This window comes from Streptomyces sp. NPDC127119, assembly GCF_042677425.1.
GTDB lineage: Bacteria > Actinomycetota > Actinomycetes > Streptomycetales > Streptomycetaceae > Streptomyces.
The window spans coordinates 15,329-35,720 of record NZ_JBHXTO010000075.1 but is presented as its reverse complement, the minus strand read 5'-3'; the positions used below and the strand labels follow the sequence as shown (position 1 = coordinate 35,720).

Sequence of the window (20,392 nt, the reverse complement as noted above, 5' to 3'; positions counted from 1 at the left end):
TTGACCGGAAGTGCGGAGGTGGTCAGCTGCCCGTGCCCGTCCTGCCCCAGTCCGGCCCCGCCTGGGACCACGCCTGGTCCCAGCGGTCGTACCTGCGCCGCACCATGCGCCAGACCAGCAGACGCCGGGTGCCCTCGACGAGGCCCGCGCTGGCGGCGGCCGTGCCGAAACCGGCGAGGACGGCGTGAGTCGCGGCGGTCGCGGTGTCCAGTGGCCGGCCCACTATTCGGCCCTGTCCGTCCGTCCACACCGTGAAGTGGTCGCCGCGCTCGGGGGTCTTGAGGTCCGCCATGGCCGTGCCCCGGCGCGCGGTGCCGTCCGGCGCGGTCCAGCGGGCCAGCACCCGGCTGTGGGAGTCACGTCCCGAGGCCGTCTCGGGGTCGGGATCCAGCGGAGTGCGGTCTGAGCTCCTGATCACGGTCGCGACCACCGGATGGTGGTTCTCCCGCTGCTCCCGCACGGCTCGCTGGAGGGCGTCCCCGGCGATCCCGCCGACCAGCACACCGACCAGGGGCGCGGCGACGAGGATCAGCACAAGTGCCCCCAACGCCAGCCACGCCTCGAACAGATCTGTCGTACGCCGAAGCGGGTTGTGCCGCCAGCGCCAGATTCCCCGGATTGCCCGCACCGCTCCGCACCCCCCTCCGCGTCCGTGATAACCCCCCTCGGAGCCGTTCACGCGCGCGGCCGGACAAGAGAGAGGCACACCACCTCTCCTGCCGGCCTCTCATGAACTTCTCACACGGACTCAACGGCTGTGCCCGGCGCGGGTGTTCCCCGGACGAAGGCCTATTCGAGGATCCGCACCGGATCGCCCACCCGGACCGAACCGGGCGACTCCGGTACGAGATTCTGCCCGAAGACCAGCTTGTCGCCGAAACGGCGGTGCCTGGCGAGGGTGCGCAGCGGCTCCCTGCCGCGCTCGGCCGTCGTCTGGTCGGTGGTGGTCACGACACAGCGTCCGCACATCTTGGCGACGCGGAGGACGACCTCGCCGACGGCGATCCGGGACCAGCCGTCCTCGGCCCAGGCAGCGGTGCCCCCGACCACGATGTTCGGCCGGAAGCGGTTCATGGGGAGCGGACCCTCTTCGGGCCGGTCGCCCTGCGCGATCAGGGTGTTCAGGGCGTCGAGCGAGGCCAGCGTGGTGACGAGCAGGGGGTAGCCGTCCGCGAAACTGACCGTCTCGCCCGGCCGCGCGAACCGCGGGTCGACGGGTCTGCGGGTGGCCGGGTCGTCGAGATGCACGAGCCGCACACCGATACCGAGGAAGCCGCTGAACCAGGCGTCCGCCGCGACCCCGGCGGGGACCCCCTCCACCTTGTCGTTCCAGATCTCCACCGTCGTGGTGCCGCCCGGTCCGGGCACGGGGACGGTCAGTGGCTCATGGCCGGGCGCGGACACCAGGATCGCGCCGCCGGCCAGCGCTTCGACACGGACCAACGCCATCCGCGGCCACGCGCGTTGGGTGATGACCCTGTTCCTGTCGTCGGTCAGCACCCAGCGCCGGTCCCCCGCCGGACCCCATGGCTCCACGACGACCTCGTGCGGGGCGTACCCCGCAGCCGCCTTCAGCGGGTGGACGTGGATCGAGTGCAGTACCGGCTTCGACATGAGGTCATCCTGCCGGAGGGCTCGGACAACCTCCGCCGCATCACCCTCAGTAGCCGCGGTACTGCTGGTTGTTGTACGGGTCCTGGTACGGCGCCGGGGCGGGGCGCGGGGCCGCGGGAGCGGGACGCGGCGCTGCCGGACGCATCGCCTCGTAGCCCGTGCCGCCGCCGTTCATCGGGCGCTGCGGCTGCTGCGGCGCCTGGGGGCCCGGGTAGCCGCGCGGCGCGCCGCCCTGCTGCGGGATGTAGGGAGCCGCGGCCTGCTGCAGCGGAGCCGGTTGCTGGGCCTGGGGGTAGCCGTACTGGGGCGCCTGTGGGGAAGGCGCGGCGGGCAGAGCGGGCAGCGCCGACGGGAGCGCGGGCAGGTTGTTGCCCGTGTCGTACGCCGCGGGAACCCGGATCGGGGCGATCTGCGGGGTACCCCGCTCGGCCACGAGGGAGTCGTAGATCGGGGTGTCCGGGAAGGAGGCGGAGTAGTAACCGCCGCCATAGGTGGAGCGGGGGGAGGTCATGGGACATAAGTTAAGCCCACGATCTGCCGGTTGGGGAGACCGATAAGAGGGTTGTTTTCCGTGTCGGCAGTGACGCGGGACCCCCAATGTGAGCGAACTTGGCGAAAAAGGGCAGCGGAGACTGCCAGGATCGTGTAAAGGCCGAGTTCCGGAGGGGTTACCGACGGGTCGGCCGCCGATCTTCCGGGCCCGGTCATGGGCGTTCGCGGCTCGGGGGATTAGGTTGGCGCAGAACGGGCGAACGTACCGAGTCGCGGTCGTCGCGGAGACACCCGATGGGGGCGGACATGTCAATGCCTAAAGGATCGAACGTTCCGGTGCCGACGACGGGGCTGCGCGTCGAGCTGGGCTGGCGGACGGGTCCCGGAGTGCCCGACGCGGACGCCTCGGCCCTCCTGCTGGCGTCCGGGAAGGTCCGCTCCGACCAGGACTTCGTGTTCTACAACCAGCCGGCGCACTCCTCCGGCGCGGTGCGCCACGAGGGCAAGCGCAACGCCGGCGGCCAGGTGAACGACACGCTGTTCGTCGACCTCACGCGCGTGGAGCCCGGAATCGAGGCGGTGGTCCTCGCCGCCTCCTCCGACGGCGGCACGTTCGGCCAGGTCCCCGGGCTCTACATCCGGGTCCTCGACGCGCAGCAGGGCACCGAGGTCGCGCGCTTCGACAGCGAGGGCGCGAGTGTCGAGACCGCCTTCGTGCTCGGCGAGTTCTACCGCAGACAGGGCGCCTGGAAGTTCCGTGCCGTCGGACAGGGCTACGACAGCGGACTCATGGGGCTGGCCACCGACTTCGGGATCACCGTCGACGAGCCGCAGCAGCCGGCGCCGCCCGCTCCCGTCGCCCCGCCGGTCAGGGCCACTCCGCCCCAGGCCCCCGTCGCCCCGCCCGTCACGGCCCCCCGGCCGACGACCCCGCCGCCCGCCCCTCTGGCACCCCCCGCCCCGCCCGCGGCCCCCGTCCGCCTGACCAAGGTCACGCTCACCAAGGACGCCCCGTCCGTCTCGCTGACCAAGCAGGGCGGCACCTCGGGTGTGATGCGCGTGAACCTCAACTGGACGGTGCGCAAGCAGTTCTCGGGATGGCAGGCCAAGCTGGGCCGGGCGATCGCCATGCACGCGGACCTCGACCTCGACCTGTGCGCCCTCTACGAACTCTCCGACGGGAGCAAGGGCGTCGTCCAGGCGCTGGGCAACGCGTTCGGAGCGCTGCACCAGCCCCCGTTCATCCACCTCGACGGCGACGACCGGACCGGCGCGTCGTCGAGCGGCGAGAACATCAGCGTCAACCTCGACCACATCCGGGACTTCCGCCGCATCCTCATCTTCGTGACCATCTACGAAGGGGCGCGTTCCTTCGCCGACCTGGACGCCTCGGTGACCCTCCAGCCGCTGCACGGCGCACCCGTCGACTTCTCGCTCGGCGAGTGCACCGTGCCCTCCACGGTGTGCGCGCTCGCCCTCATCACGAACACCGGCACCGACCTCGTGGTCCAGCGCGAGGCGCGCTTCCTCGTCCCCGACCGGGGCGTCAGCCCGCAGCGCACCGTGGACTACGCCTACGGCTGGGGCATGAACTGGACCCCGGGCAGGAAGTGAACCGACCGGCCGCGCCCCTGTCCCGCAAAGGCTTTCACTGCTGCTCGGGTGCCGCGTCTGGTGCCGCGTCGGGACGGGCGTAGGTGCGGCCCTTCCAGGCCGCGCCGCGCCCCCTGTAGTGCTGCACCGCGGAATCCACCGTCATGAAGAGGTACATCAGGGCCGTGAACGGCAGCAGAGGGGCGAGCGCGAGAGGCTGCCGGTAGTACCGCAGCATCGGCAGATACGTCGCCGTCATCAGCAGCCACGCCAGCCCGCCCGCCGCCGCCACGGGGTGGGCGCCGGTCACGAGACCCACGACGAGCGCCACCGGCGGCACCAGATACACCACGGCGAGACCCGCCACGGTGCCGGCGAGCAGCAGCGGGCTGTGCCGCAGCTGGGCGTACGCGCTGCGTGAGACCATCCGCCACAGATCGTGCAGCCGCGGATAGGGACGCACGCTGTCCACGCGCTCCGCGAGCCCGAGCCAGATGTGCCCTCCGGAGCCCTTCACGGCCCTCGCCATCGCCACGTCGTCGATGACGGCCTGCCGGACGGCGTCCGGGATGCGGGCCCGCTCGGCGGCGCCGGCCCGCAGCAGGACACAGCCGCCCGCGGCGGCAGCGGTCCGCGAGCCCTTTTGCGCGATCCACCGGAACGGATACAGCTGCGCGAAGAAGTACACGAACGCGGGCACCACGAGCCGCTCCCAGACGCTCTCCACGCGCAGCCGGGCCATCTGGGAGACGAGATCGAAGTCCCCGGTCACGGCCGAGGCCACCAACTCCCGCAGACTGGCCGGCGCATGGGCGATGTCCGCGTCCGTGAGCAGCAGATATTCGGGCCCACGCGCGCGTGCCAGGCCCATGCCGTGCCGTACGGCCCAGAGCTTGCCGGTCCAGCCGGCGGGCGGCTCCCCGGGCGAGCCGACGGTCAGCGGCAGCCCGCCGTGCCGCCGCCCCAGCTCACGGGCAAGGTCCCCGGTGCCGTCCGAACTGCCGTCGTCGACGAGGAAGATCTCGGCCCGCCCCGGATACTCCTGCGCGAGGAGCGAGGGCAGACTCTCGGACAGGACGGCGGCCTCGTCGCGCGCCGGTACGACGACACACACGGACGGCCAGTCGTCCGGCTCCCCGCGCGGCGGCAGCCGCAGGTCCGTACGCCAGAAGAAGCCCTGGCCGAGCAGCAGCCACAGCCAGGCGGCCAGCGATCCGACAGCGGTCCACATGAGGGCGCTCACCCGCCGCAGTCTGCCCCACCACTGAGGCCCGTTGAGCCGTATCGACTATGGTGACCGGGTGAAGATCGCGCTCATGGACTCCGGAATCGGACTGCTCGCGGCGGCCGCCGCGGTACGTCGACTGCGCCCCGACGCGGAGCTCGTTCTCTCCTCGGACCCCGGCAGCATGCCATGGGGGCCCCGGACGCCCGAGGACGTGACCGCGCGCGCCCTCGCCGTCGCGGAGGCCGCCGCCGCGCACCGGCCCGACGCCCTGATCGTCGCCTGCAACACCGCGTCCGTGCACGCCCTGCCCGCCCTGCGGGCCCGCCTGGAGCCGGGGATTCCCGTCATCGGCACGGTCCCCGCGATCAAGCCGGCCGCCGCGGGCGGCGGACCCTTCGCCATCTGGGCCACGCCCGCCACCACCGGCAGCCCCTACCAGCGCGGTCTCATCCGCGAGTTCGCCGACGGGGCGAGCGTCACCGAGGTGCCCTGCCCCGGCCTCGCGGACGCCGTCGAGCGCGCCGACCAGCCGGCCATCGACGCCGCGATCGCGGCGGCCGCGGCGCGTACGCCCGACGATGTGACGACCGTCGTCCTGGGCTGCACCCATTACGAACTGGTCGCCGAGCGGATCCGCGCGGCCGTGCAGCGGCCCGGCACGGCACCGCTCGTCCTGCACGGCTCGGCCGGCGCCGTGGCCGCCCAGGCACTGCGCCGCACCGGCGAGGCGGCGGCCCCGCAGGCACCCGACCAGGGCACGCTCACGGTGCTGCTCGGCGGCCGGGAGGGCGTACTGCCCGCCACCGCGCTGACGTACGACGAGGGCCGGCTGCTCCAGGCGGTCAGCCCCGCGCGCTGACCCGCCACCGGGCCCGCCATCGACCCGCGCGGCGGCCCGGGCGCGCGGCGGCGCCCGCCCGGCGGAGGCTTCGCCTCCACGCGCGACAGTCACCGTCCGCGATCAGGTGCCCTCTCTGCGGAACGTGAGTACGCTCATTGGCATGACGGACCACCCCCACGGCGAACAGGGCGCTGCCGACGCCCCGCATACCGAGGTCTGGCACGGTCGCGCGTCCAACCGAATGCAGTGGCTGCTCGCGAGCATCGGCGCCGCCTGCCTGGCACTGGGCATCCAGCTGGCCGTCGATTCGACATGGACGTCGGGCATCGCCGCCCTCGCCATGTCCGTGGTCGGCTGTATCGCGGCAGGGCTTCTCGTCCTCTTCGGGACGCTGGCGTTCGTGCATGTGGCGGTGAAGGTCGACAAGGAGTGCCTCGAAGTGCGCTGCGGCCACATGGGTGTCCCGCGCCGCCGCATCCCGCTGTCGCACATCACCGGCGCCGACTTCGCGCCCCGGGTCACCCCGCGCCAGTGGGGCGGCTGGGGCTACCGCTGGCGGCCCGACCAGGGCACCGCCGTGGTCGTCCGACGGGGTGAGGGGCTGGTGCTCCTCCTGGGCGACGGGCACACGTTCACCATCACGGTGGACAACGCGGAGGCGGCCGTACGGGTCATCCGCGACCGACTGCGGATCGCCGCCATGGGCCGCACCCACTGACACCGCCGTACCACTGACGCCGTCGTAACGGTCCCCTCCGGAAGCGCTCTTTCGCGCGGCTGCGCCGGCTACTCCGCAGGGACGGTCGGCGCGGGGCGCGCCGTGGCCAGGCCCGCGAGCAGGCCCGCGCCCGCCGTGACCGTCGTGAAGCTCAGGGCGTTGCCCACCGCGGCGATCACGGCCAGCGCCGCCAGGGCGGCGCCCGCGGTGAGGACGACCGGGGTGGCGCGCGGTGACCTCCACAGGGCGTACAGGACCCAGCCGAACACCGCGGCGAGCAGCACCACGCCCAGAACCCCCTGTTCGGCGGCCTGCTGGAACGGCGCCGAGTGGGGTTTGCCGTCGGGCGGCAGCGACTCCGTGACGGTCGGACTCAGCTCCGCGAAGCGTCCGGGACCGATGCCCAGTCCGGGTTCCCCGGCCGCCAGGTCGAGCGCGTCGTGCCACAGCAGGACGCGGTGCTGGGTGAGCTGCCCCTCCAGGGACGAGGTCAGACCGTCCGGCAGTACGTCTTCGGCCGCCGCCCAGGTCGCGCCGGTCACCAGGGCCACGGCGAGCGCGAGACCCCCGAGCCCCACGGCACGGCGGCGCATACGGTCGGCGGCGAGCGAGCAGAGCAGCACTCCCAGACAGGTGACGAAGCCCGACGTCGACCCCAGGACGGCCGCGGTGACCGCGATACCGGCGGCCAGCAGCCGCAGGGCGAGCCGCAGCCCCGGCGGGCGGGCCGCCCAGGCCGCACAGCACGCGGCCCCCGCGGAGAGGGTGAGCAGCGCGGCGGTCGCGCCGGTCTGGCCGAGCGGTGAGGTCGCCTGGCTGCCCGGATTGATGTGCGGGGCGGCCACGGCGAGCCCGAGTCCGGCGAACGCGCCCGCGCCGGGCACGGCGACCGGCAGCAGCTCGCCGCAGATCCGCCCCACCGCGTAGCCGGCGGCCACGGCGAGCACCGCGAGCAGGACCCCCTCGGGCCGCCCGCCGTGCACCGCGGCGGTGATCAGGGACCAGGCGGCGCACGCTCCGAGCACGACGACACCCGTCGCGTCCGAAGCGCTGCGTCTGTCGTGCGCCGACGCCGGACCGGTCGCCGAAGTCATCCCCGTGGACCCCACCCCGACGCCCCCCGACCTGTGACGGGCCCCGAGCGCCCGGCCGGAAACGGCCCGTACGTCGAAGGCTCCGGCACACCGTAACGGGTGATGCGCCGGTTTGTGGACGAGTTGCGCAGAAACGATGCGGCAAGTGAGGGGTAAACGCCCGGTCAGTGCCTCGTGCGTACCCCGTGCGTACCCGGCGGGCGCCCGGCCGGGAGCCGGGGGCCGCGCTGTCGGCGCCGTGGTCACGCGCCGTAGACTCCCCGCGTGACCGCCACAGCGACCCCCGTAGACGAGCCGGAACAGCTCGACCCGCAGGACCGGCCCGTTTCGCGCATGGCTCGCCTGGCGCGACGGCTGCTTCCGGCCGCCGCCGCGGCACTCTCCGGAGTGCTGCTGTACGTCAGTTTCCCGCCGCGCACCCTGTGGTGGCTGGCCCTGCCGGCCTTCGCGATCCTCGCCTGGTGCCTGCACGGCCGCACCTGGAAGGCGGCCCTCGGCCTCGGCTACCTCTTCGGCCTCGGCTTCCTGCTGCCGCTGCTCGTCTGGACCGGCGTCGAGGTCGGCCCCGGACCGTGGCTGGCGCTCGTCGTCATCGAGGCGGTGTACGTCGCGCTCGTCGGCGCCGGCATCGCGGCCGTGTCGAAGCTGCCCGGCCGGCCCTTGTGGGCGGCTGCCCTGTGGATCGCCGGTGAGGCGGCACGCGCGCGTGTGCCGTTCGGCGGCTTCCCCTGGGGCAAGATCGCCTTCGGTCAGGCCGACGGCGTCTTCCTGCCGCTCGCGGCCGTGGGCGGCACCCCCGTGCTCGGGTTCGCGGTCGTCCTGTGCGGCTTCGGCCTGTACGAGACCGTCCGCCTGGGCCTCGAAGCGCGGCGCACGCGTGTCGTACGCCGGGGGGCCGCCGCGGTGGCCCTGCTCGCTCTCGTCGTTCCCGTGGCGGGCGCCTTCGCCGCACGCTCCCTGGTCAGTGACAGCGCCGAGGACGGCACCGCGACCGTCGCCGTCATCCAGGGCAACGTCCCGCGCGCGGGACTCGACTTCAACTCCCAGCGCCGCGCCGTCCTCGACCACCACGCACGCGAGACCGAGCGGCTGGCCGCGCGGGTCAAGGCGGGCAAGGTGGCCCAGCCCGACTTCGTGCTGTGGCCGGAGAACTCCTCCGACATCGACCCCTTCCGCAACCCCGACGCCTACGCCGTGATCGACAAGGCGGCCAGGGCCATCGGCGCGCCCATCTCGGTCGGCGGTGTCGTGGAGAAGAGCGGCAAGCTCTACAACGAGCAGATCCTGTGGGACCCGGTGAAGGGCCCCGGCGCCACCTACGACAAGCGACAGGTCCAGCCGTTCGGCGAGTACCTCCCGATGCGCTCGCTCCTCGGCGCCATCAACGAGAACTGGACGTCGATGGTCCGCCAGGACTTCAGCCGGGGCGACAAGCCGGGCGTGTTCACCATGGCGGGCACCCAGGTCGGCCTCGCGACCTGTTACGAGGCCGCCTTCGACTGGGCCGTGCGCGACACCGTCACCCACGGCGCCCAGATCATCTCCGTACCGAGCAACAACGCCACGTTCGACCGCAGCGAGATGACGTACCAGCAGCTCGCCATGTCCCGCGTCCGGGCCGTCGAGCACAGCCGGACCGTCACCGTCCCGGTGACCAGCGGCGTCAGCGCCATGATCATGCCGGACGGGAGGATCACCCAGCGCACCGGCATGTTCGTGGCCGACTCCCTCGTGCAGAAGGTGCCGCTGCGGTCCTCCGAGACCCCCGCCACCCGCTTCGGCATCGCACCCGAGATGCTGCTGGTCCTGATCGCCGCGGGCGGACTCGGCTGGGCGGTCACGTCGGCCGCGCGTGGACGACGGAACGCGGCAGGGTGACGCGACCGGCCCGTTAGGGTCGGTCCATGGCTACTCCTGACTTCATCCGTACGATCCGGGCCAGTGCCGGACAGCAGTTGCTGTGGCTTCCCGGAGTCACCGCCGTCGTCTTCGACGACGAGGACAGAGTCCTGCTCGGGCGCCGGGTCGACACCGGCAAGTGGGCCGTCATCGCCGGAATGTCGGAGCCGGGGGAGCAGCCCGCCGCCTGTGCCGTCCGCGAGGTCCACGAGGAGACGGGCGTCCGGTGCGTGGCCGAGCGCGTCGTTCTCGTCCAGGCGCTGAAGCCGATCACGTACCCGAACGGCGACATCTGCCAGTTCATGGACATCACCATCCGGTGCCGGGCCGTCGGAGGCGAGGCCCGTGTCAACGACGACGAGTCGCTGGAGGTCGCCTGGTTCGCCGTGGACGCGCTGCCGGAGCTGAACGAGCACGGGCTGGTCCGGATCAAGCAGGCGCTGTCCGACGAGCCCACGTGGTTCGACCCCACGACCTGAGGCTGAAGTGTGGGTTGTGACCACATGGGGCGAGCCGGAGGGGCTCCCTAGGGTCGGAGCATGACGACCGCGCGCAGCGTCCTCGCAGGCCCCCAGGCCCCCTCCTCCGACCTGGGCGGCCGTACCGCCCTCGTCACCGGCGCCGCAGGCGGGATCGGCCGGGCGTGCGCGCTGCGGCTCGCCGCGGCCGGTGCGAAGGTGCGGGCGGTCGACCGGCAGTCCGAGGGCCTGGAGACACTCGCCGAACAGGCCCGGGGCCTCGCGGGAACCGTCGAGCCGCACCTCCTCGACCTCACCGACCTGGACGCGGCGGAAGCCGCCGCGGCGGGCACCGACATCCTCGTCAACAACGCCGGACTTCAACTGGTGCGCCCCATCGAGGACTTCCCGCCCGACACCTTCCACACCGTGCTGACCGTGATGCTGGAGGCACCGTTCCGGCTCATCCGCGGGGCGCTGCCGCACATGTACGGGCAGGGGTGGGGCCGCATCGTCAATGTGTCCTCCGTCCATGGGCTCCGCGCCTCCGCCTTCAAGTCGGCCTATGTGGCGGCAAAACATGGGTTGGAGGGCCTCTCCAAGACGGCGGCGCTCGAAGGCGCCCCCCACGGAGTCACCTCGAACTGTGTGAACCCCGCCTATGTGCGCACACCCCTGGTCGAGAAACAGCTCACCGATCAGGCGGCCGTCCACGGGATACCGCGGGAGCGGGTGCTGACGGAGATCCTGCTGAAGGACAGCGCCGTCAAACGCCTCATCGAACCCGAGGAGGTCGCCGAGGCCGTGGCGTACCTGTGCGGCCCGGCCGCGTCCTTCGTCACCGGCACCTCGCTGGTGCTCGACGGCGGCTGGACCGCGCACTGAGCGCGAGTTATCCACAGGGCTGGTCAGGCTGTCGGTGCGACGGGTAATCCTGGTGGACATGTTCCGTGATCAATCGAAGTCGGCCGGGCGCTCCGAGGCGAGCGCGGAGACGCCGTACCTGAAACTCCTGGCCAGGGGCGCGTCCGCCGACGCGTACGAGCAGCCGGTGCTGCTCGCCCGTGCGGACGGCATGGCCGCCGACCGGATCGCCGCCCTTGAGGACGCCAAGGTGCTCGCCCTGCGCGTGCGCGCGGAGATGGAGGGGCGCCGCAGACGCGAGGCCGAGCTGTCCGCGCTCTTCGAGACGGCCCACGACCTGGCGGGACTGCGCGACCTCGACGCCGTGCTCCAGGCGATCGTGCAGCGCGCCCGCTCCCTGCTGAGCACGGACGTCGCGTACCTCAGCCTGAACGACCCGGCGCGGGGCGACACGTACATGCGGGTCACCGAGGGCTCGGTCGCGGCGCGCTTCCAGCAGCTGCGTCTGGGCATGGGGGAGGGGCTGGGCGGGCTCGTCGCCCAGACGGCCCGGCCCTATGTCACGGACGACTACTTCCGGGACGACCGCTTCCGGCACACCCTGACGATCGACGCGGGAGTACGGGACGAGGGGCTGGTGGCGATCCTCGGCGTGCCCCTCGCGCTCGGCCCGCACGTCATCGGTGTGCTCTTCGCCGCCGACCGCCGCGCGCGGGTCTTCGAGCGGCAGGAGATCGCGCTGCTCGGCTCCTTCGCGGCCCTGGCGGCGGCAGCCATCGACGCCGCGAACCTGCTCACCGAGACCCGTCAGACGCTGGCGGACCTGGAGCGGGCCAACGAGATCATCGGGGACCGCAGCGGGGTCATCGAGCGGGCCTCGGACGTCCACGACCGGCTCGCCGAGCTCGTTCTGCGGGGCGGCGGGGTCCACGACGTGTCCGCCGCGGTCTCCCAGGTCCTCGACGGCACCGTGCGCTTCGCCGACGCGGGAGCGGCACCCGGCGACGCGGTCGAGGTGTCACGGGCCGAAGGCCACGCCGTCCGCCACGGGGACGACTGGGTCGCGGCCGTCGCCGCAGGCGGAGAACTGCTCGGCGCACTCGTGCTGGACGGCCAGCCGGGACTCGACCCCGTCGACCAGCGCACCCTGGAGCGCGCCGCCATGGTCACCTCGCTCCTGCTGCTCGCCCGGCGCTCGGCCGCCGAGGCCGAACAGCGCGTCCGCGGCGAGCTGCTGGACGACCTGCTCGACGCCCGCGACCGCGACCCCCGGCTGCTGCGCGAGCGCGCGGCCCGGTTCGACGCCGACCTCGACTCCGTCCACGTGGTGCTCGCCGCCCGGCTGGACAGCCCGGTGGCGGACGCCGACCAGGAGGCGGCGGCCCGGCGCAGACTGTGGTCCGCGGCGTCCCACCTCGCCGCCACCCGGCTCGGACTCGCCGCGGCCCGCGACGGAGGCACCGTCCTGCTGCTGCCCCTCGGCCCCGGCGACACGGCGACCGAGCTGGCCCGCCGCACGGCGAGAGACCTGGGCACGGCCGTTCACGAGGCGGTCACCGTCGGGGCCTCCGCGCCCGTCCGGGATCTCGCCGTGCGCCCGGAGACCGTGGCCGAGGCCTACGCCGAGGGACAGCGGTGCCTCGACGCGCTGCGGCTCCTCGGCCGCCCGGGGGACGGCGCCGCCGCCGAGGACTTCGGGTTCCTGGGGCTGCTGCTGGCCGGGAGCAGGGACATTCCCGGCTTCGTCGAGCGCACCATCGGCCAGGTCGTCACGTACGACGAGAAGCGTGGCACGGATCTTCTGCGCACCCTCGACGCGTACTTCGCCTGCGGGATGAGCCCGGCACGTACGAAGGACGAGCTGCACGTCCACGTCAACACGGTCGCGCAGCGCCTGGAGCGGGTGGGCCGGCTGCTCGGAGCCGAGTGGCAGAGTCCGGCCCGCGCGCTGGAGATCCAGCTCGCCCTGCGGCTGCACCGGCTGTCGTCCTCGGCGCCTCCCGGACAGCACTGACCCCCGCACGCACGGACGCGCGGGGGCCGGCCGCCGCACGACGGCCCGGACGATGCCGGCCGCTGCCAGGCTGGTGCTAGACCGCTGCTCAACCGCCGCTCAGACGGTACGGGCGTCCGCGGGGTGGGACTCCTTCGCGGCTTCCGCGCCCTCCGCGCCCGGCTCGACGGTCCCGGACGGACCGGTTCCTCCCGCGGCCACCGCCGTCGCATCCCCGTCGACGTCCGCGAGGTCGCGGTGGCGGGTCTCCTTCGCCACACCCACGGCGATCAGGGTCAGCACGGCGGCCCCGATCACGTACAGGGCGATCGGGGTCGAGCTGTCGTGGTCCGCCAGCAGCGCGGTCGCGATGAGCGGTGCGGGCGCGCCCGCGGCGACCGACGAGAACTGCGCGCCGATCGAGGCCCCGGAGTACCGCATGCGGGTCGCGAACATCTCCGAGAAGAACGCGGCCTGCGGGGCGTACATGGCGCCGTGCAGGACCAGACCCACGGTCACGGCGAGGATCAGGTTCCCGAAGCTCCCCGTGTCGATGAGCGCGAAGAACGGGAACATCCACAGCCCGATACCGGCCGCGCCCAGCAGATACACCGGCCGGCGGCCGACCCGGTCGGACAGGGCGCCCCACGCCGGGATCGCCGCGAAGTGCACGGCGGACGCGATGAGCACCGCGTTCAGCGCGGTCTGCTTGGACAGCCCGGTCGACGTGGTGGCGTACACGAGGATGAACGCGGTGATCACGTAGTAGCTGATGTTCTCCGCCATGCGCGCGCCCATCGCGATGAGGACGTCCCGCCAGTGGTACCGCAGCACGGAGACCAGCGGCAGCTTCTCCGCGGCCCCGTCCTGAACGGACTTGCGGGCCTCGGCTTGAGCCAGAGCCGCCTTGAAGACGGGCGATTCGTCGACGGACAGACGTATCCACAGACCGACCATGACGAGTACGCCCGACAGCAGGAAGGGGATGCGCCAGCCCCAGGCCGTGAACTGGGCGTCCGAGAGTACGGCGGTCAGCAACGACAGCACCCCCGTCGCCAGCAACTGCCCGGCGGGCGCCCCGGTCTGCGGCCACGAGGCCCAGAAACCGCGCCGCCGCGCGTCCCCGTGCTCCGACACCAGCAGTACGGCGCCGCCCCACTCCCCGCCCAGCGCGAAGCCCTGCACCAGGCGCAGCACGGTCAGCAGCACCGGGGCCGCCGTACCGATGGTCGCGTGCGTGGGCAGCAGCCCGATCGCGAAGGTCGCTCCGCCCATCAGCAGCAGACTCAGGACCAGGAGTTTCTTACGGCCGAGCCGGTCGCCGTAGTGCCCGAAGACCAGCGCCCCGAGCGGCCGGGCGGCGAACCCCACCGCGTACGTCAGGAACGACAGCAGGGTCCCGACGAGCGGGTCGGAGCCCGGGAAGAACAGCTTGTTGAAGACGAGCGCGGCGGCCGATCCGTAGAGGAAGAAGTCGTACCACTCGATGGTGGTGCCGATCAGGCTCGCGGCGACGATGCGCTTGAGGCTGCTGGGTGGTGTCGAGGCTGGTGGTGGGGGAGCGGTTGCTGCGGAGGCCATGTGCACCACTTCCGGGTGTTCGGTGGGGACGGGTACGTATCGGCACACCGTAGGAAGGCGCAGGTCAGGCGCACATGTGGTGGGACAACATAGTTCTGGCCGATGAAGTGCGTGCTCCCACCATGCCGGGCATCGAAGGGCATCGAAGGCGCGGACTGCCCACCTCCGACCGGGGCGAAGCCGCTCCCGGCCGGGCCGTGGCGGACTTGTGCAGCCTCCTGTCCGGTCCGGCGCCATCACGAGATATCTTGATGTCGAGCAATGTTGCAGACTTTGCAGACGTGGAGCGGAGCACCCGGTGACTGACTCGACCATCATCTATACGCACACTGACGAGGCCCCGGCCCTGGCGACGTATTCGTTCTTGCCGGTGGTCCAGGCGTACGCGTCGCAGGCCGGTGTCACTGTGGAAACCCGTGACATCTCGCTGGCCGGGCGGATCATCGCCCTCTTCCCCGAGTTCCTGGAGGAGGGGCAGCGCATCGCCGACGCCCTCGCCGAGCTGGGCGAGCTGGCCAAGACGCCCGGTGCCAACATCATCAAGCTGCCGAACATCTCGGCCTCGATCCCGCAGCTGAAGGCCGCGGTCGCCGAGCTGCAGTCGCAGGGCTACGCGCTGCCGAACTACCCGGACGACCCGAAGACCGACGAGGAGCGCGACATCCGCGCCCGCTACGACAAGGTCAAGGGCAGCGCCGTGAACCCGGTGCTGCGCGAGGGCAACTCCGACCGCCGCGCCCCCGCGTCGGTCAAGAACTACGCCAAGGCCCACCCGCACCGCATGGGCGCCTGGACCGCCGACTCGAAGACCAACGTCGCGACCATGGGCGTCGACGACTTCCGGTCCACCGAGAAGTCCGTGGTGATCTCCGAGGCCGGCTCCCTGCGCATCGAGCTGACCGGCGACGACGGCTCCACCACCGTCCTGCGTGAGTCCGTACCCGTCCTCGCGGGCGAGGTCGTCGACGCCTCCGTCCTGCACGTCGCCGCGCTGCGCGAGTTCCTCACCGCGCAGATCGCCAAGGCCAAGGCCGACGGCGTGCTGTTCTCCGTGCACCTCAAGGCCACCATGATGAAGGTCTCCGACCCGATCATCTTCGGCCACGTGGTGCGCGCCTTCTTCCCGAAGACGTTCGCGCAGTACGGCAAGGCGCTCGCCACCGCGGGTCTGACCCCCAACGACGGTCTCGGCGGCATCTACAAGGGCCTTGAGTCCCTGCCCGAGGGCGCCGAGATCAAGGCGTCCTTCGACGCCGAGCTCGCCGAGGGCCCCGAGCTGGCCATGGTCGACTCCGACAAGGGCATCAGCAACCTGCACGTGCCCTCCGACGTCATCGTCGACGCCTCCATGCCGGCGATGATCCGCACCTCCGGCCACATGTGGGGCCCGGACGGCGGCGAGGCCGACACCCTGGCGGTCCTCCCGGACTCCAGCTACGCCGGTGTCTACCAGGTCGTCCTCGACGACTGCCGCGCCAACGGCGCCTTCGACCCGTCGACCATGGGCACCGTCCCGAACGTCGGTCTGATGGCGCAGAAGGCCGAGGAGTACGGCAGCCACGACAAGACCTTCGAGATCGCGACCACCGGCACGGTCCGCCTCGTCGACCAGGCCGGAAACGTCGTCCTGCAGCAGACTGTCTCCGCCGGCGACATCTTCCGCGCCTGCCAGACCAAGGACGCCCCGATCCGGGACTGGGTCAAGCTCGCCGTCACCCGCGCCCGCGCCACCGGCGACCCGACCGTGTTCTGGCTGGACGAGAGCCGCGCGCACGACGCGAAGCTCATCGAGAAGGTCAACGCCTACCTGCCGGAGCACGACACCGAGGGCCTGGACATCCGTGTCCTGTCGCCCGTCGAGGCGACCAAGCTCTCCGTGGAGCGCATCCGCCGCGGCGAGAACACCATCTCGGTCACCGGCAACGTCCTGCGCGACTACCTGACCGACCTGTTCCCGATCCTGGAGCTGGGCACCAGCGCCAAGATGCTCTCGATCGTCCCGCTGATGAACGGCGGCGGCCTCTTCGAGACGGGCGCCGGCGGCTCCGCGCCCAAGCACGTGCAGCAGCTGGTCAAGGAGGACTACCTGCGCTGGGACAGCCTGGGCGAGTTCCTCGCGCTGGCCTCCAGCTTCGAGCACCTCGCGCAGACCACGGACAACGCGCGCGCCCAGGTCCTCGCCGACACGCTCGACCGCGCGACGGCCACGTTCCTGGAGAACGACAAGTCGCCGAGCCGTCGCCTCGGTGGCATCGACAACCGCGGCAGTCACTTCTTCCTCGCGCTGTACTGGGCGCAGGAGCTGGCCGGGCAGACCGACGACGCCGAGCTCGCCAAGGTGATCGCTCCGCTCGCCGAGACGCTCACCGCGCAGGAGGAGACGATCGTCTCCGAGCTGAACGCGGTGCAGGGTTCGCCTGCCGAGATCGGTGGGTACTACCAGCCCGACCCGGTCAAGGCCGAGGCCGTCATGCGGCCGTCCGCGACGCTGAACGCTGTGCTGGCGACGCTGGCCTGAGCCTCAGCCGTAGCGTCCCCGCGGGTGGCTCGTTCGTCACCTGCGGGTGCGTCGTGGCTGGTCGCGCAGTTCCCCGCGCCCCTTTCGGGGGCGTGGGGTTTGCTGTATCCGGACTCCTGATGGGCAGGTCGGTGATGGCGTTGCAGGTCGAAGCACACGGGCTCGATGTGATCGGGGACGGCGAGCGGAAAGGCACGCCCCGTACGCTCTTCTGGCCCTGGTTCGGGGCGAATGTCTCCATTCTCGGGCTGAGCTACGGATCCTTCGTGCTCGGGTTCGGGATCTCGTTCTGGCAGGCCCTGGCCGCCGGAGTGATCGGGATCGTCTTCTCCTTCCTGCTCTGCGGACTCGTCGCGGTCGCGGGCAAGCGCGGTTCGGCGCCGACGATGGTGCTCAGCCGGGCCGCCTACGGCGTGCGCGGCAACCGGCTCCCCGCCGTGGTGTCCTGGATGCTCACCGTCGGCTGGGAGACCGTCCTCACGGCACTGGCGACGATGGCCACCTCGACCGTGCTCGACCGCCTCGGCCGGGGCGGCGGCACCGGGACCGAGGTGGTCGCCCTGATCGTCGTCGGCGCGCTCGTCGTGGTCGGCGGAGTGATGGGCTTCGACCTGATCATGCGGCTCCAGACGGTCATCACCGTCGTCACCGGGGTCCTGACGGTCGTCTACATCGGGCTCGTCGCCGACCACATCCACTGGTCGGCCGTCAGCGCCGTACCGGCCGGTTCCGCCCAGGAGTTCATCGGCGCCCTGGTCTTCATGATGACCGGCTTCGGCCTCGGCTGGGTCAACGCCGCCGCCGACTACTCGCGCTATCTGCCGCGAAACTCCTCCGGCCGGGGCGTGGCCGGCTGGACGACCTTCGGCGCTTCGGTGGCACCGCTGCTCCTGCTGGTCTTCGGCCTGCTGCTGGCCGGATCGTCCACGACACTCAGCACGGCCATCGCGGGCGACCCGATCGGCGCGCTCACCACGATCCTGCCCACCTGGTTCCTGATCCCCTTCGCCGTGGTGGCCGTACTGGGCCTGGTCGGCGGCGCGGTCCTCGACATCTACTCGTCCGGCCTGGCCCTGCTCGCCGCGGGCCTGCGCGTACCGCGCTATCTGGCGGCCCTGCTGGACGGCGTCCTGATGATCGCGGGCTCCGTCTACATCGTCTTCGTCGCCGACGACTTCCTGGGCCAGTTCATCGGCTTCCTCACCACACTCGGTGTGCCGGTCGCGGCCTGGTGCGGAGTGATGCTCGCCGACCTGGCGCTGCGCCGCCGCGACTACGACGAGGCCGACCTGTTCCGTGTGAAGGGCCGCTACGGAGACGTCGAACCGCTCCCGCTGCTGCTCACCCTCGCCGCCACCGCGCTCGGCTGGGGTCTGGTCACCAACTCGGCCGCCGACTGGCTGGAGTGGCAGGGCTATCTGCTGGGCCCCCTCGGCCTCGGCGGCAAGGACGGCACCTGGGCGTACGCGAACCTGGGCGTACTCGCCGCGCTCGCCCTCGGCTTCCTCGGCACCCTCGCACTCGGCCGGGGAAGGGTGCGTACGCAGGAGGCACAGGCCCCGAGCGGACCGGTGGACGGGAAGACGCTGAACGCATGAGCGGGAACGGGCGCCGAAGTGGGAGTGCGAGGGGTGACGGGGCCGCCCACCTCGCCGTCGTCGACATGCAGCGCGTCTTCGCCGAGCCGGACAGTCCGTGGGCCACGCCCCGCTTCGGCGAGGCCGCCGAGGGGGTACGCCGTCTGCTGCCCGCCTTCGCCGAGCGGGCCACCTTCACACGCTTCCTCGCACCCGCCGAACCGGCCGGTGCCTGGCGCGCGTACTACGAGCAGTGGCCCTTCGCGCTGCGGCCCCCGCACGACCGGCTGTGGGAGCTGGTCGACGAACTCGCCCCGCACGCACGGCACTTCGTGGACGCCCACACCTTCGGCAAGTGGACCCCGGAGCTGGCCGAGCGGGTGGGCCCGGAGCGCCGGCTCGTGCTCGCCGGAGTCAGCACGGACTGCTGCGTGCTGTCCACCGCGCTCGCGGCGGCCGACGCGGGCGTCGAGGTGCGGGTGGTGGCCGACGCCTGCGCGGGCGCGGACGACGCCTCGCACGCCAAGGCCCTGCAGATCATGGACCTGTACCGGCCGCTGATCCGGGTCGTCACCGTGGCCGAGGTACTCACCACCGGGCACTGAGCCCCCGGCATCGGCACGGGCCCACGCCACAGCCGCAGGCCGGTCAGAGCCGGCCCACCCCCGTGTACAGGTCCAGTTCCCCCTCCAGCTCCACGGCCAGCACGGTCGCCTCCTCGTCCAGATCGGCCGCCGCGGGCGCGTCGATCCACGTCACCCCCGGTACGGTGTCGAGTCCGCCGGTGACGTGATGGCCCAGTTCGGTGCCCGTGCCGAGGACCGTGACACGCCGGACCCGGTTCCGCAGCCCCCGGACCGACACGGAGTCGCGCGGGGCGTCGAAGCACACCAGATAGAGCGTGCGCCGGTCCGCGGACAGGGTGCTGGGGCCGTAGTGGTGCCCGGCGGGCAGCCCCGCGACCGTGCCGTACACGGCGTCCGTGTGCCGCCCGATCCACGCGCCGAGGCCCTCCATGCGTTCGATCTGTTCCTCGGGGATCGTGCCGTCCTCGCGCGGTGCCGCGGCCAGCAGCAGGTTGCCGCCCATGCCGATGGTCTCGGTGAAGTACCGCACCAGCTGGCGCACCGACTTGAAGTCGCGGTCCTGCGGCCGGTGGCTCCATGAGCCGTTGATGGTGAGACACAACTCCCACGGGCCGTCCGGGGCCTGGAGGGGCGCGCCCTGTTCAGGGGTGGCGTAGTCGCCGTGGCCGAGCATCCGGCCGTTGAGGACGGTGTCCGGGTTGCCCGCGAGGATCTGGTCGGCGAGTTCGTCCATCCGCCACTGCTCCTCGGTGCGCTCCCATTCGCCGTCGAACCAGAGGATGTCGGGCCGGAAGCGTTCGACGAGTTCGCGGACCTGTCCGTCGCGGTACGCGAGATAGCGGGCCCAGGCCGCCGGGTCCTCCTGACCGGGTTCGGCCTGCGAGTACGCGTTGAGCGGCACGACGTACGGGCCCGGGTGCCGCTCGGTCGCGTAGTCCGGGTGGTTCCAGTCGGAGTGCGAGTAGTAGAGGCCGACCTTGAGATCCCGGGCGCGCAGTGCCTCGACGAACCCGGCGACGAGGTCGCGGCCCGCCGGGGTGTCCCGGACCACGTCGAGATTGCGGTGGCCGGTGTCCCAGAGGGCGACGCCGTCGTGGTGCCGGGTGGTGAGGACCGCGTACCGGGCGCCGACGCGGGCGAACAACTCGGCCCAGGCGTCGGGGTCGTAGTGCGACGCGCTGAAGCCGTCGAGCTGTTTCATGTACTGCTCGTGCGTCATCTCGCCCGTGTAGAAGGACCAGGACTCGGCGGCGCCACCGACGGCGTAGACGCCGTAGTGGATGAAGATGCCCAGCTTGGCAGCGGGAAACCAGGGTTGCATCGGCATGCGTCCAC

General features: G+C 72.1%; 17 protein-coding genes. 10 read left to right on the top strand and 7 right to left on the bottom strand.

Annotated features, from left to right (window positions below; genetic code table 11):
• Positions 1-22: 22 nt before the first annotated feature.
• From ACFVH5_RS27265 to ACFVH5_RS27255, 3 genes are all read right to left on the bottom strand, one after another.
• Positions 23-628 carry a hypothetical protein gene (locus ACFVH5_RS27265; RefSeq protein ID WP_385836385.1) on the bottom strand — a complete coding sequence of 202 codons (606 nt, stop codon included), beginning with the start codon at positions 626-628 and terminating at the stop codon, positions 23-25.
• A gap of 161 nt (positions 629-789) precedes the next feature.
• The gene (locus ACFVH5_RS27260) at positions 790-1,614 is read right to left on the bottom strand and encodes an MOSC domain-containing protein (RefSeq protein ID WP_385836384.1); all 825 of its coding nucleotides are present in this window, start codon (positions 1,612-1,614) and stop codon (positions 790-792) included.
• Between the two features lie 46 nt (positions 1,615-1,660).
• Positions 1,661-2,125 carry a DUF6643 family protein gene (locus tag ACFVH5_RS27255; RefSeq protein WP_385836383.1) on the bottom strand — a complete coding sequence of 155 codons (465 nt, stop codon included), beginning with the start codon at positions 2,123-2,125 and terminating at the stop codon, positions 1,661-1,663.
• A 293-nt stretch (positions 2,126-2,418) separates the two neighbouring features.
• Here ACFVH5_RS27255 and ACFVH5_RS27250 point away from each other — a divergent pair, with 293 nt between their 5' ends.
• Complete coding sequence (locus ACFVH5_RS27250) at positions 2,419-3,720, top strand: TerD family protein (RefSeq protein ID WP_385836382.1); 1,302 nt, start codon at positions 2,419-2,421, stop codon at positions 3,718-3,720.
• A 34-nt stretch (positions 3,721-3,754) separates the two neighbouring features.
• Here ACFVH5_RS27250 and ACFVH5_RS27245 read toward each other — a convergent pair whose 3' ends face one another.
• Positions 3,755-4,930 carry a glycosyltransferase gene (locus tag ACFVH5_RS27245; protein WP_385836391.1) on the bottom strand — a complete coding sequence of 392 codons (1,176 nt, stop codon included), beginning with the start codon at positions 4,928-4,930 and terminating at the stop codon, positions 3,755-3,757.
• 70 nt (positions 4,931-5,000) lie between these two features.
• On the opposite strand from ACFVH5_RS27245, the gene ACFVH5_RS27240 reads away from it, so the two are divergent.
• Both ACFVH5_RS27240 and ACFVH5_RS27235 read left to right on the top strand, forming a co-directional pair.
• Positions 5,001-5,786 carry a glutamate racemase gene (locus ACFVH5_RS27240; protein ID WP_385836381.1) on the top strand — a complete coding sequence of 262 codons (786 nt, stop codon included), beginning with the start codon at positions 5,001-5,003 and terminating at the stop codon, positions 5,784-5,786.
• Positions 5,787-5,928: 142 nt separating this feature from the next.
• Positions 5,929-6,486 carry a hypothetical protein gene (locus tag ACFVH5_RS27235; protein ID WP_384798906.1) on the top strand — a complete coding sequence of 186 codons (558 nt, stop codon included), beginning with the start codon at positions 5,929-5,931 and terminating at the stop codon, positions 6,484-6,486.
• A gap of 68 nt (positions 6,487-6,554) precedes the next feature.
• Here ACFVH5_RS27235 and ACFVH5_RS27230 read toward each other — a convergent pair whose 3' ends face one another.
• Positions 6,555-7,580 (bottom strand): O-antigen ligase family protein, encoded by a 1,026-nt coding sequence (locus ACFVH5_RS27230; RefSeq protein ID WP_385836380.1) that lies wholly within the window; start codon positions 7,578-7,580, stop codon positions 6,555-6,557.
• A gap of 264 nt (positions 7,581-7,844) precedes the next feature.
• Between ACFVH5_RS27230 and lnt the strand changes: the two genes are divergently transcribed.
• From lnt to ACFVH5_RS27210, 4 genes are read left to right on the top strand one after another with little or no spacing between them, the layout of a single operon-like run.
• Complete coding sequence (gene lnt / locus ACFVH5_RS27225) at positions 7,845-9,458, top strand: apolipoprotein N-acyltransferase (RefSeq protein WP_385836379.1); 1,614 nt, start codon at positions 7,845-7,847, stop codon at positions 9,456-9,458.
• Between the two features lie 26 nt (positions 9,459-9,484).
• Complete coding sequence (locus ACFVH5_RS27220; RefSeq protein ID WP_385836378.1) at positions 9,485-9,958, top strand: NUDIX domain-containing protein; 474 nt, start codon at positions 9,485-9,487, stop codon at positions 9,956-9,958.
• Positions 9,959-10,018: 60 nt separating this feature from the next.
• On the top strand, positions 10,019-10,822 hold the full coding sequence (locus ACFVH5_RS27215) for a 3-hydroxybutyrate dehydrogenase (protein ID WP_385836377.1): 804 nt from the start codon (positions 10,019-10,021) through the stop codon (positions 10,820-10,822).
• 58 nt (positions 10,823-10,880) lie between these two features.
• Positions 10,881-12,815, top strand: coding sequence for a helix-turn-helix domain-containing protein (locus ACFVH5_RS27210; protein WP_385836376.1), 1,935 nt, complete (start codon positions 10,881-10,883; stop codon positions 12,813-12,815).
• 99 nt (positions 12,816-12,914) lie between these two features.
• On the opposite strand, the gene ACFVH5_RS27205 is transcribed toward ACFVH5_RS27210, so the two are convergent.
• A complete protein-coding gene (locus ACFVH5_RS27205; RefSeq protein WP_385836375.1) occupies positions 12,915-14,375 on the bottom strand; it encodes an MFS transporter in 1,461 nt (486 codons plus the stop codon).
• 298 nt (positions 14,376-14,673) lie between these two features.
• Between ACFVH5_RS27205 and ACFVH5_RS27200 the strand changes: the two genes are divergently transcribed.
• From ACFVH5_RS27200 to ACFVH5_RS27190, 3 genes are all read left to right on the top strand, one after another.
• On the top strand, positions 14,674-16,893 hold the full coding sequence (locus tag ACFVH5_RS27200) for an NADP-dependent isocitrate dehydrogenase (RefSeq protein WP_385836374.1): 2,220 nt from the start codon (positions 14,674-14,676) through the stop codon (positions 16,891-16,893).
• A gap of 119 nt (positions 16,894-17,012) precedes the next feature.
• Positions 17,013-18,491: a purine-cytosine permease family protein gene (locus ACFVH5_RS27195; protein ID WP_385836373.1), complete on the top strand. Its 1,479-nt coding sequence runs from the start codon at positions 17,013-17,015 to the stop codon at positions 18,489-18,491.
• Complete coding sequence (locus tag ACFVH5_RS27190; RefSeq protein WP_385836372.1) at positions 18,488-19,075, top strand: cysteine hydrolase family protein; 588 nt, start codon at positions 18,488-18,490, stop codon at positions 19,073-19,075. Before ACFVH5_RS27195 ends, ACFVH5_RS27190 begins: the two co-directional genes overlap by 4 nt.
• Positions 19,076-19,118: 43 nt before the next feature.
• Here ACFVH5_RS27190 and ACFVH5_RS27185 read toward each other — a convergent pair whose 3' ends face one another.
• The gene (locus ACFVH5_RS27185; RefSeq protein WP_385836371.1) at positions 19,119-20,384 is read right to left on the bottom strand and encodes an alpha-L-fucosidase; all 1,266 of its coding nucleotides are present in this window, start codon (positions 20,382-20,384) and stop codon (positions 19,119-19,121) included.
• Between the last annotated feature and the right edge of the window lie 8 nt (positions 20,385-20,392).